13 protein-coding genes are annotated in these 11,278 nt (G+C 32.4%); 6 read left to right on the top strand and 7 right to left on the bottom strand.

Features of this window, described 5'->3' with window-relative positions; translation table 11 throughout:
- Nucleotides 1-130: 130 nt before the first annotated feature.
- Nucleotides 131-577 (top strand): KTSC domain-containing protein, encoded by a 447-nt coding sequence (locus ABYI63_RS16440; protein WP_372757926.1) that lies wholly within the window; start codon nt 131-133, stop codon nt 575-577.
- Between the two features lie 56 nt (nt 578-633).
- Complete coding sequence (locus ABYI63_RS16435) at nt 634-1,182, top strand: hypothetical protein (RefSeq protein WP_372757923.1); 549 nt, start codon at nt 634-636, stop codon at nt 1,180-1,182.
- Between the two features lie 26 nt (nt 1,183-1,208).
- Here the strand turns inward: ABYI63_RS16435 and ABYI63_RS16430 are convergent, their stop codons facing one another.
- Nucleotides 1,209-2,447, bottom strand: a complete 1,239-nt coding sequence (locus ABYI63_RS16430) for a glycosyltransferase (protein WP_372757922.1) — start codon at nt 2,445-2,447, stop codon at nt 1,209-1,211.
- A 75-nt stretch (nt 2,448-2,522) separates the two neighbouring features.
- A complete protein-coding gene (locus ABYI63_RS16425; protein ID WP_372757920.1) occupies nt 2,523-2,996 on the bottom strand; it encodes a heme-binding domain-containing protein in 474 nt (157 codons plus the stop codon).
- Between the two features lie 76 nt (nt 2,997-3,072).
- On the opposite strand from ABYI63_RS16425, the gene ABYI63_RS16420 reads away from it, so the two are divergent.
- Both ABYI63_RS16420 and purB read left to right on the top strand, forming a co-directional pair.
- Nucleotides 3,073-3,645 carry an adenylosuccinate lyase gene (locus ABYI63_RS16420; protein ID WP_372757918.1) on the top strand — a complete coding sequence of 191 codons (573 nt, stop codon included), beginning with the start codon at nt 3,073-3,075 and terminating at the stop codon, nt 3,643-3,645.
- A 92-nt stretch (nt 3,646-3,737) separates the two neighbouring features.
- Nucleotides 3,738-5,081 (top strand): adenylosuccinate lyase, encoded by a 1,344-nt coding sequence (gene purB, locus ABYI63_RS16415; RefSeq protein ID WP_372757916.1) that lies wholly within the window; start codon nt 3,738-3,740, stop codon nt 5,079-5,081.
- A gap of 335 nt (nt 5,082-5,416) precedes the next feature.
- Here the strand turns inward: purB and ABYI63_RS16410 are convergent, their stop codons facing one another.
- From ABYI63_RS16410 to ABYI63_RS16395, 4 genes are read right to left on the bottom strand one after another with little or no spacing between them, the layout of a single operon-like run.
- Nucleotides 5,417-5,959, bottom strand: a complete 543-nt coding sequence (locus ABYI63_RS16410; RefSeq protein WP_372757915.1) for a DUF4252 domain-containing protein — start codon at nt 5,957-5,959, stop codon at nt 5,417-5,419.
- A gap of 14 nt (nt 5,960-5,973) precedes the next feature.
- On the bottom strand, nt 5,974-6,534 hold the full coding sequence (locus tag ABYI63_RS16405; RefSeq protein ID WP_372757914.1) for a DUF4252 domain-containing protein: 561 nt from the start codon (nt 6,532-6,534) through the stop codon (nt 5,974-5,976).
- Between the two features lie 54 nt (nt 6,535-6,588).
- Entirely contained in the window at nt 6,589-7,038 is a 450-nt protein-coding gene (locus ABYI63_RS16400) for a hypothetical protein (RefSeq protein ID WP_372757912.1), read from the bottom strand.
- Complete coding sequence (locus ABYI63_RS16395) at nt 7,025-7,534, bottom strand: RNA polymerase sigma factor (RefSeq protein ID WP_372757911.1); 510 nt, start codon at nt 7,532-7,534, stop codon at nt 7,025-7,027. Before ABYI63_RS16395 ends, ABYI63_RS16400 begins: the two co-directional genes overlap by 14 nt.
- Nucleotides 7,535-7,690: 156 nt before the next feature.
- On the opposite strand from ABYI63_RS16395, the gene ABYI63_RS16390 reads away from it, so the two are divergent.
- Both ABYI63_RS16390 and ABYI63_RS16385 read left to right on the top strand, forming a co-directional pair.
- Nucleotides 7,691-9,178, top strand: a complete 1,488-nt coding sequence (locus tag ABYI63_RS16390; protein ID WP_372757910.1) for a S41 family peptidase — start codon at nt 7,691-7,693, stop codon at nt 9,176-9,178.
- Nucleotides 9,171-9,884: an ATP-binding protein gene (locus tag ABYI63_RS16385; RefSeq protein ID WP_372757909.1), complete on the top strand. Its 714-nt coding sequence runs from the start codon at nt 9,171-9,173 to the stop codon at nt 9,882-9,884. The genes ABYI63_RS16390 and ABYI63_RS16385 overlap by 8 nt, the downstream gene beginning before the upstream one ends.
- Before the next feature lie 164 nt (nt 9,885-10,048).
- Here ABYI63_RS16385 and ABYI63_RS16380 read toward each other — a convergent pair whose 3' ends face one another.
- Nucleotides 10,049-11,017 (bottom strand): T9SS type A sorting domain-containing protein, encoded by a 969-nt coding sequence (locus tag ABYI63_RS16380; protein ID WP_372757907.1) that lies wholly within the window; start codon nt 11,015-11,017, stop codon nt 10,049-10,051.
- Nucleotides 11,018-11,278 lie beyond the last annotated feature (261 nt).

Here is an 11,278-nt window from a genome sequence, read left to right as displayed (position 1 = left end):
CTGTTAGAATTAAGATTTTAGACCTCCTAAAATAATGTTCCTTCTAAACTTACTATCTTTTGTCTTTTATCTGATATCTAGTATCTTAAAAAAGAGTATCTTCGCGCCTCATTTCAAAAAAATCCATAAGATGAAACGTATCAACGAATACAAGAAAATGTTTAATGTTGAAAATGACATGACACTTAAACAGCTAAAAACCACTTACAGAAATTTAGTAAAAGAGTGGCATCCTGATAAGTTTCAAGCTGGTGATGAAAAAGCTATTGAAGCTGAATTAATGAGTAGACGAATAATTGATGGCTACCATTTTTTAGTAAGCATTGCACCAGAAACCAAAGCTGCTAACTTAGATGAATATAACGAAACGATGAATAGCCCTATTATAGATTGGCAACATAAAGGTTTGGTTTTAGAAATCACTTTTTTAGATGGCAATACGTATGAATATTTTGGTGTTAATAAAGCTTTGTACATCAAATTTTGTCAGTCTGATAAATTAACGCGATTTGCAAAACGCAATATTTTCAATTCATTTACTTACAGAAAAATTAAGAAAAGTGAAGTAGAAGCTTAATCAAAACTTTTACGCAACCTTTATACAATTTACACATCTAAGTAATAAAAACTAGCATGAACCAGAAACTGATTCAAATAATTTTTATTACTTCTTTTTTTGCCCTGAACTCAGGTTGTGATACCAACAACACCTCAAAAGCGAAAACTATTGCCGAGTACAGATCCAGTTTAGATGCTTGGAATGCTTTAAAACTTACCAATGGAACTTCTTACTCGTATACCATAGGTTCAGGTTCTGTTTTTGGTTTTGGAAGTAATACCACCATAACGGTTTTTAATGATACTGTTATTTCAAGAGACTATGAAAGTTATTCTATTTATGATGAAAACAACAACTATGTTGGGTATGATTATAGAGTGATTTATGAGTCGTATTCTGAAAATTCTGAAACTTTAAATAGTCATGATTCGGGAGCAAAACCTGTTACAATAGACTCTCTTTACGACACTTGTTTAAGTGAGTATTTATCGGTTGATGCAGATTCAAATAGTATTACGTTCACAGTTGATGATGCCAATATTATTAAAAACTGTTATTATATACCAAATGGTTGCCAAGACGATTGTAGTTTTGGAATACAAATTTCAAATTTTCAATTGTAAACTACTTATTAGCATAAACAAGTAATTTAGGTTTTCATATTCTTTTCCTCAATCCATTTACTCATAAACTTTGTGCTTTGCATTGCGTGATGTTGCAGCATTTGTCCTGTAAAATTGTTTAGGCGTTTGTTGTGAAGATTCTGAGTTGTTTCATCTATAATTAAAGCTAATTTATGTTGAAATTCTACTTTATTGAAACGATTGTTTATTATTTGAAATCCGTTTAGTTGTTTTTCTTTCCATAAGCTTTCATCTTGATAAAGTTCAATCGCTTTATTGGCAAATACTTCAGGAGCATCTTCAATAAATCCGTTAACGCTCAAATTACCAAACATCCCTTCTGCTCCAATACTTGTAGTAACACATGGTGTTCCATTTTGCATAGCATCCACTAACTTCCCTTTTAAACCAGCCCCAAATCGTAAAGAAGCCAAACACACTTTAGCTTGTTGCATTACTTCATTTACATCTTCTGCAAACCCTTTTATAATAAAGCCTTCTTTTACATTTTGGAGTTGATTCACTTTTTGTGAAGCGTAAGCCCCATAAATATGCAATTCTGCTTTTGGAAGTTGTTTTCTAATTACCGGCCAGATGGCTTCCTTTAAATATAAAACTGCATTATAATTCGGTTCATGCAGAAAATTTCCAATAGTTACAAAATGATTTCTCTCTCCAAACTTAGGCAACGCAGAAATTGTTTCTTCTGTAATGCTATCTAGCTGAAAAGGTAAATACATTAGTAATTCAGCCGGTACTTTAAAGTCACTTTTAAGAATAGCCATTTCCGCCTCCGAAATAATTAGACTTAAATCGCTTCTATAAATGCTAGCTATTTCGCGTTTAGCAATGTCATTAAACAAATACGTTTTATCAAATGATTTTCCATCTTTAAAGGCCTGATGCCTACCTTTTCGCAGGCAATGTAAATCTTCAGTATCTATAATTCTAATCGCTTTGGGGCATTGTTCAGCAACTCGCCAGCCAAATTGTTCTTCCATCATAAACCTATCAAACAAAACAATGGCAGGGTTTAATTCATTTACAAAACCATCAAAACTTGAATCATTTAATTCAATAGCAACTTGTTTTACTCCAATGGCACTTAAATTAAAAGCATTTTCGCTCTTAGCACAAGGGCTAGAAAACGTTACTTGATAATCTTGAGACTGAAAGAAATTAATTAATTGCATCATCCTACTACCTGCAGCAGAACTTTTTGGCTCTGGCCATACAAAACCAATGATTAACAACTTTTTTTTCATAAAAAGAATCAAATTTTATAATTCAAAAAACAGAAGAACACTTTTGAATATAAAATACTGAAGGTTTTAAAATGTTTACTCAGGTTGTGGCATTAAGCCATATGTTACACGTACCAATTTGGCCCAATCTACTACCGCCTTTATTTGCGCTTCTGTTAATTTAGCATCGGTATGTGTCCAAGTATATGAATCCAATGGCATTTCTTTATCTTCTACCATCTTTATTAATTCTTCAAATTTATGGTCCTTACGTTTTATGGAATTTGCTTCCCAATTTGATAAATTAAAATGTTTTTTGCCATCGTTAACATGACTAGCTAACCAATAATTAACTGGTGTAATATTATTATACCAAGGATATTTTGTTACATCACTATGGCAATCGATACATGCAACTTCTAAAATTTGTTTTACATCGGCCGGTGGATTAGTTTCTGCATAAAAAGCATCTATGGAAGTTAATTTCCCTTCATTCTTTTCGGGACCAAAAAACTGAGCGATGACAAGAACTACTAAAAAAAAGAGTAGTATTTTTTTTGTTAATTTCATGATGTTATTGGTTTAAATTTTTAATTTTAGAAGATATTGAAACAATATTTTAGTTGTTTAAAAGTAAAGAATATAAATGAAAATAAACGAATTTCATCAAGAATTATCTCGAATAACAGCATCTCGCGAAGACCGATTAAAATATGCCAATCTGGTGTTAAATAATATGTCACTTTTTCCCAAACTTTTAGAGATTTCATTTATGGTAGACGACAAAACTTCGTGTCGCGCCGCTTGGGTTTTTGAGTTTGTTTGCGAAAAATACATTTATGCAATAATTCCTTACTTAGACACTTTTACCGAAAACCTTAAAAGACTTCATTTGGATTCGGCAATTCGGCCCATGGCTAAGGTATGTTGGTTTTTATTGAATGCATACAATTCCAAAGAACCAAACACCTTAAAAAAAACATTACAACCAAAACATAAAGAGCGCATCGTTGAAGCTTGTTTTGATTGGTTAATTGGCAACCAAAAAATTGCTGCAAAAGTTTATGCAATGGACAATCTCTATATTTTAGGATTAGATTATCCGTGGGTTCACCCCCAATTAATTCAAATATTAGAACAAGATTTCCCAACCCAAAGTGCGGGCTATAAAGTAAGAGCAAAACGAATTCTGAAAAAGCTAAAATCGGCAAGTTCTTAACAAAAGGCTTTTAAAAATATCTTATCACTACAATCAACTCTCTTCAAAGATTCTTTACTATATTTGCATCTTCAAAAAAAACCAAAAAAAACATGTCGTTATCATCATTAAATGCCATCTCACCTATCGATGGTCGTTATAGAAACAAGGTTAATGAATTAGCTCCTTTTTTTTCAGAAGAAGCTTTAATAAAATACCGCGTTCTTGTTGAAATAGAATATTTTATTGCGCTTTGCGAAATTCCGTTACCTCAGCTAAAAGATGTTAACAGCAATGTTTTTGACGATTTAAGAGCTATTTACAAAGATTTTTCTTCGGAAGATGCTTTAGCTATTAAAAAAATTGAAAGTGTTACAAACCATGATGTAAAGGCGGTTGAATATTTTATAAAAGAAAAATTCGACAAGTTAAACTTAACAAAATACAAAGAGTTTATTCATTTCGGACTAACCTCTCAAGATATAAACAATACAGCTATTCCTTTAAGTATTAAGGAAGCCGTTACCGATGTTTACATTCCAGAATACACTGTTGTTTTAAATAAACTTAAAACTTTATCTAATGATTGGGCCGCTATTTCTATGCTTGCAAGAACTCATGGACAGCCTGCTTCGCCTACCCGTTTAGGAAAAGAAATTGAGGTATTTGTAACTCGTTTAGAAGAGCAGTTTAAATTATTAAAAGCGGTACCTAATGCCGCAAAATTTGGTGGTGCAACCGGAAATTTCAACGCACATCATGTTGCTTATCCAAGTATTGATTGGAAAGCTTTTGGAAGTAAGTTTGTTAACGAAAAATTAGGCTTGCACCATTCGTTTCCAACAACACAAATTGAGCATTACGATCATATGGCTGCTTTATTTGATAACTTAAAACGTATAAACACGATTATAATTGACTTAAACCGAGATATATGGACTTATGTCTCTATGGATTATTTCAAACAAAAAATTAAAGCTGGAGAGGTTGGAAGTTCTGCCATGCCACACAAGGTTAACCCTATTGATTTTGAAAACAGTGAAGGAAATTTAGGTATTGCTAATGCTATTTTTGAATATTTATCTGGAAAATTACCTATTTCTAGGTTACAACGTGATTTAACTGACAGTACCGTTTTAAGAAATATAGGCGTACCGTTCGGACATACTTTGATTGGTTTTAAATCAACTTTAAAAGGGTTGGACAAATTACTGTTGAATGAATCTAAATTTGCTGAAGATTTAGAAAACAATTGGGCGGTTGTTGCCGAAGCGATTCAAACAATTTTACGAAGAGAAGCATATCCAAATCCTTATGAAGCTTTAAAAGGACTTACGCGTACCAATGAAAAGATAAATCAAACCTCGATTTCAAATTTTATTGATACTTTAGAGGTGTCTAACACAATAAAAGAGGAATTAAAACGTATAACACCTAGTAACTATACTGGAATATAATTTATACACTATGCTAAATGACAGACAATCCTTAATACTTTGTGGCCTTATGGTAGCCGGTATTTTTGTGTTTGGCATATTAGATCTTTTAGATAATTACATTACTAAAACGGTATTAACTATTATTTTTTTATTGATTATGTCTAATTTTTATGTGGTATTTTCTAAAGCAAAAAAAGAAAGACAAAAGGATTCAAATCAATAAGTCTGCTTAAAAAAGTAATTCGTTCCGAATGTTGTAGCCCGATAAGAACTAGTAAAAAAAGGTTCTTTATTGAAGTCTTAACAACGCTCGACTAAACAAAGAACCTTTTTTAAGCAGTTTTTTTTTGAAATTATTTAAAGAAATTTAAAATATCTTTAACTTTTTCCTCATCAACATTTGCATCTTGCAGCACACCTACTAAGCTTACCATTTTATCTGGACTCATATCATCACCTAACAAGCGAACAATCCCAAAACCTAATTCATTTGAACTGCCAAACACAACAACTTCATCTGCAACTTCATCAGTACCAAGATATTTTACAACTATTCTGTTTCCTCTATCACTAAACTCTAAAAGGTCTTTATATTTTTCATCATTTAAAATCGTTTTAACCTTGGCTAATTCAGTTTTTAAGGTTTCATCGTTGGCTTCTTCTGTTTTGTAGCCTAAAAAATTTAACCGTTTCACCGAAGAATAAGCTTCCTTTTGTTTTTCGGTTAATTTGGTCTCATCTACATTAAGCATCGAAATTGGAATATCTTGAGTCATAAAATTTTTTGACTCCTGATGATCTACAAAATAGTGTTGTAAACTGGCACTATCATTACAACCTACTAAAACACTAGCTGTAATAAGGCCTATTAAGAAATACTTAACTGTTCGCTTCATGATTAATTGATGATTTATTTTTTCCTTTTTTCTAAATGATTTCCTCCTGGTATATTCATCTTTTCGGTTAACTTCGATATTTCATTTAAATTAATATCTCCTGTTAGCGATACAATTACCGTTTCAATGCGTCTTTGTTGTCCATTAACATCTACAGATTCTTTTATAACTTTATCAATGCCGTTTACAAAAATTAAAAGTTCTTTTACATGGTTGGCGTCTTTACCTTCTTTTACATAAAACTTTACCTCCGAACCATTGTCTTTTACCTGCATAAGTTCTTCCAAAGAACCAGATCGTGATTTTACCCATTTGCTAATATCTCCAGAAATGGTTTTGTTATCCGTCATGATTGTTTTAAAACTAGTGATGCTTTTCACCATATCCATATAGGCTTTTGCCTCAGGATCGCCCTCGTTTATACCCATTTTTGCAATCATTTGAAACATTTTGGGTTTAATCGATACAAATGTAACATCCGAATTATCATTATATTTTTCAAAAATATCCTGAGCCATTCCTGTAAGTGGAAATAACATGATTGCCATTGCTATTACTAATATTTTATTTTTCATTTTGTTTATTTTTAAGAAATTTAAGTGTTTTTATTAAAATAGATTCTGATTTGATTAGTTGTTTTTAAAAACAATACTTGTTGTGTTTTCAATTTCATTAAGGTAACCAACTGTTGAAACGCCTTTATTAAAATGATTTGAAATAATTGCTAATTGTTTCGTTACTTCTTCAAGCGCTTCTTCAGGATCGTCATAGGTACCATAAGCGTATTCCTGATAAGATTTCTTTATTGGTTCTTTGAAATAAACACCCAACATAAAAACAGCTACGGCAGCGACTGCAATCCATTTTAAGTTATAAACTTTTTTAGGTTTTAATGGAAGGGCTTTAGTAAATTGTTCTTGCTGGTTTACTAAAAAATAGGCAAACATGGGTTTGTACATTTCTAAATGAGGCGGTACAGCTTCTTGAGAAAAATAGTTTTTTAGCTGTTGCTCTTCTTTAAGTGATGTTTCCCCGTTCTCGTACTTTTCAAGTAACTTTTCTATACTATTTAATACCATAATTATGAGTATTAGTTAATTTCTCTCTAATTGTTTTTCTGGCTCTTGATAGAGCTACGCGTACTGCGGTGTTATTCATATCTAACATTTTTGCTATCTCATCCAATTCATATGCTTCTATATCTCGTAATTGAATTACTAATTTTTGCTGTTCAGGCAAGTCTTCAATTATTCTTTCAACCCAACTTAAACTATCATTTAACTCTACTTGCTTTTGCAATGAAGTGTTTCCATCTTCATAATTATTATGCACGATTTTTAAATTTTGTGCTTGCTTGGATTTCAACTTATCAAAACAAAAATTCTTCGTCATGGTCATTGAAAATGCTTCAATGTTCTTATAATCCGCCATTTTTGTTTTATTATTCCATAACTTCAACAGCACTTCTTGTGTAGCATCTTCAGCTTCCTCCGTAGACACCAGTAACCGCTTTGCTAAACGAAACACTTTGTCTTTAAAAGGCATCACAATATTTAAAAACTCTGTTTGAGTCATTTTGATATTATTTTGGTTGGTTTTATTACTTTAGTTAGGTTATTTGAAGTTACGACGATTGTTAATCTAATTTGTTACAAAATATTTTTAATTATATAATAATGTAAGTAAATTTAAAGTTTTATAGATTAACTACTATAAATTATAACCTATCTTATGAAAATTACAAGAGCCCTAATTCTACTTTGTATCGTATCATTTTTAAACATTAGTTGTTTTGAAGATTTGGACGATCAACAAGTATCGGCAAGTGAAATTAATGATTTCGTTTGGAAAGGAATGAACATCTTTTACCTTTATAAGGATTATGTTCCCAATCTTGCCAACGACAGGTTCACATCAAACAATGATTATGCCGACTATTTAAGCAGCTATACAAGTCCAGAATCCCTATTTGAAAGTTTAATTTATAAACCAGAAACTGAAGACAAATACAGTTGGATTGTTGATGATTATATTGCTTTGGAGCAATTGTTCAGCGGAGTTTCGGTTAGTAACGGTATGGAATTTACACTCTATTTACAACCCAACAGCACTACACAATTAATAGGTATCGTGCATTTAGTTTTAAATGATAGCGATGCTGAAAGTAAAGGTGTAAAACGTGGCGATATTTTTAATGCAATTAATGGAACGCCGTTAACCATTAGCAATTACATCAGTTTAATATCTCAAAACTCATATACCATAAATTTAGCAACTTACAATACTAATGGAACTACTGAAACTACTGATGATACGGTAACTTCAACCAACACTAGCATTACGCTTAACAAAGTTCAGTATTCTGAAAACCCGATTTATGAAACAAAAATTATTTCTGTGAAGGGAGAAAATGTTGGTTACCTAATGTATAACGGATTTACGGCTAATTATGATTCGCAACTTAACACTGTTTTCGGAGAATTTAAAGCAAACAACGTAAAACATTTGGTTTTAGATTTAAGGTATAACTCTGGTGGTTCTGTAAATTCTGCCATACTATTATCTAGTATGATTACTGGCCAGTTTAATGGTGACATTTTCAGCAAAGAACAATGGAATACTGAATTTCAAGCCGCTATAGAAAATGAAGACCCAGAATTACTAATCAACCGATTTACCAACACTAATAAAGGAACTGCTTTAAACAGCTTAAACCTTAGTAAAGTTTATGTGTTAGCTACAAAATCATCGGCTTCTGCTAGCGAACTTGTAATAAATAGTCTAGATCCTTATATTAATGTGATGCATATTGGCGATTATACCACCGGTAAATACCAAGCCTCCACAACCTTATATGACTCGGAAGATTTTGGTCGTGAAGGTGCAAATCCAAGCCACACGTATGCTATGCAACCACTTATTTATAAATCGTCCAACAAAGTTGGTAAAACCGATTATTTTAATGGTTTAACACCAGATATTGAGCTAAAAGAAAGTCAGTTAAACTTAGGCGTTATTGGCGATGTAAATGAAAAATTATTAGCCGCGGCTTTGGCTAACATTGAAGGTTCTATAAGTAAACTAAATGCTATTAAGGCAAAACCAGTAGAACCTCTTACATCGTTTAAAGACAGTAATAGTTTTAAACCATTTAACAACAACATGCATGACGATACCAAAATACCTTCTTCTATTTTAAGAAAAGCATTAAGTGAATAAACTAAAAACTTATTTTAATTGGAGTTCTGGGAAAGATTCTGCTTTAGCGCTCTATCATTTATTAAAAGATGAACGCTTTACGGTTGAAGAATTAATTACTACCATAAACAGTCATTACAACCGTGTGTCTATGCACGGACTTAGAAAAGAACTTTTAATTGCTCAAACCGAAGCAATACAAATAAAATCGAGCTTTATTGAATTACCTGAAATGCCAGACATGGCTGTGTACGAACAAAAAATGACCGAAGCGGTTACGAGGTTAAAAAATGATGGCTTTACACACACCGCTTTTGGTGATATTTTTTTAGAAGATTTAAAAACCTATCGGGAAAACCAGCTGGCGAAAGTCGGATTAAATGCCGTGTTTCCTATTTGGAAACGAGTTACCGCTGAATTAATACATGAGTTTTTAGATTTAGGTTTTAAAACCATTGTTGTTTGTGCTAATTCTAAATATTTTGGTGAAGACTTTGTTGGAACCGTAATCGATAAAAACTTTATAGACAATTTACCAGAAGGTGTAGATCCCTGTGGGGAAAACGGCGAATTTCACACCTTTTGTTTCGATGGACCCATTTTTAAAAATCCCATTCCATTTACGATTGGAGAAAAAGTGTATCGCGAATACGATAGTCCAAAAACAGATAATTCACAAAGTGAAAGCGATACATATGGCGTATGGTATTGCGATTTGATTCCATAAAAAAGAGGCTGTCTGAAAAGTGTAATTCTGTGTCATATTGAGCCTGTCGAAATATTTTAACTTATTGATAATCAACATCGATTTCGACAAGCTCAATCTGACAAAGTAAATATAATACACTTTTGAGACAGCTTCTTCTATCTTCAAATTTTAAAATTCTGAAATTAACGTTTAACCAATTTTTGAATACGCAAACCTTGTGAGTTTGTTAACTTCACAACATAAATTCCTGAAGGTATCTTTTCTATTGAAATTGGCGTTTGCTTCACTTTTAATTCTTGTTTTAAAACCAAACTTCCTGAAACCGAATACACCTCCAGAGTGCCTGTTTCTGAAATTTGGAAAGATGTTGTAGCTGGATTTGGGTATAATGCGATCGCGAATTTATTTGATTCATCCTTTAAACTCAATGTTTTTTGGTTGATAACTCCCACAGCATCTAAATCGAAACCCGATGAAGTAAATGGTGTTGGATAGGGATCGTTTACCATATTGCCATAACTATCATAAGTGGCATAAGTTGGGTTAATGGTTCCAACAACATCAATAATTTTTACATGTGTAATGCTGTTTTTATCCAACAAAGCATCCTCTTCAATATCATCTAAATTAAAAGGTGTACCATAACTTGCTTTATACTTTCCTGCTAAATTATTAATATAAGTAGGATCAAGATTTCCAAAGCCTCCAACTTGGGTGGTGGTTTGCGTTTGGCTATGTGCCGGAAATCTAAAAAAGTGTTCCCCATCAGAGCTCACTTCAACAAAAGCCAATTCCAGAAAAGTATTACTGAAACTATTTTCAAAAACAGCAAAATCAAACCCCGAACCATTGGCTATTGGGGTGCTAAACGTTAACGTTGCTGTTCCGCCGTCTCCTAAACTTACTATTTGTCCGTTCGATTTATTAATAGCGAATTCAGGACTTCCAGCACTTGCTAAGGCAACGGTGGTTGCCGCTATATCCTGAGGTCCTCTAACCACTGTGATACCAGTTGCCCAACCTGTAAAAACTTCGGAGTCCCTGAAAATAGCTGTGGTGCCTTCAACTCCTACTGCGGGCGCATACGATTGCCCAAACATTGAACTATTTAACAATGCAAATAGTCCTAAAAAAAAGTAATTTTGTTTCATAATGTATCTTAAAATTTGGATGTGGAAATTTAGTCGCACATGGCAACTTTATCTATTATATTATGTATTAGAGAATTAACTTAAACTTAAAACCATATGCTTTTCAAAAAATAAAATTTAAAATAACACCATATGGTTTTAAGTAAGTTGAAAGAAACGAGTCTTAGTTGAAGTAAATTTTAGCAGCTCCTACTTTTAATGATTTAGTAGTAGTCAACGATTTTGATGATAAATCGTAAATAAGGAGGTCGCCAGTACCTG

The organism is Mariniflexile sp. (assembly GCF_041583155.1).
GTDB lineage: Bacteria > Bacteroidota > Bacteroidia > Flavobacteriales > Flavobacteriaceae > Mariniflexile.
This window is presented reverse-complemented; position numbering and strand designations above follow the sequence as displayed.

Excerpts from the sequence above, each read along its gene's own strand:
- ABYI63_RS16420 (WP_372757918.1), top strand. The coding sequence starts at position 3,073 with ATGAAAATAAACGAATTTCATCAAGAATTATCTCGAATAACAGCATCT.
- ABYI63_RS16395 (WP_372757911.1), bottom strand. The coding sequence starts at position 7,534 with ATGACTCAAACAGAGTTTTTAAATATTGTGATGCCTTTTAAAGACAAA.
- ABYI63_RS16380 (WP_372757907.1), bottom strand. The coding sequence starts at position 11,017 with ATGAAACAAAATTACTTTTTTTTAGGACTATTTGCATTGTTAAATAGT.
- ABYI63_RS16400 (WP_372757912.1), bottom strand. The coding sequence starts at position 7,038 with ATGGTATTAAATAGTATAGAAAAGTTACTTGAAAAGTACGAGAACGGG.
- ABYI63_RS16440 (WP_372757926.1), top strand. The coding sequence starts at position 131 with ATGAAACGTATCAACGAATACAAGAAAATGTTTAATGTTGAAAATGAC.
- ABYI63_RS16425 (WP_372757920.1), bottom strand. The coding sequence starts at position 2,996 with ATGAAATTAACAAAAAAAATACTACTCTTTTTTTTAGTAGTTCTTGTC.
- ABYI63_RS16410 (WP_372757915.1), bottom strand. The coding sequence starts at position 5,959 with ATGAAGCGAACAGTTAAGTATTTCTTAATAGGCCTTATTACAGCTAGT.
- ABYI63_RS16430 (WP_372757922.1), bottom strand. The coding sequence starts at position 2,447 with ATGAAAAAAAAGTTGTTAATCATTGGTTTTGTATGGCCAGAGCCAAAA.
- ABYI63_RS16405 (WP_372757914.1), bottom strand. The coding sequence starts at position 6,534 with ATGAAAAATAAAATATTAGTAATAGCAATGGCAATCATGTTATTTCCA.
- purB (WP_372757916.1), top strand. The coding sequence starts at position 3,738 with ATGTCGTTATCATCATTAAATGCCATCTCACCTATCGATGGTCGTTAT.
- ABYI63_RS16435 (WP_372757923.1), top strand. The coding sequence starts at position 634 with ATGAACCAGAAACTGATTCAAATAATTTTTATTACTTCTTTTTTTGCC.
- ABYI63_RS16390 (WP_372757910.1), top strand. The coding sequence starts at position 7,691 with ATGAAAATTACAAGAGCCCTAATTCTACTTTGTATCGTATCATTTTTA.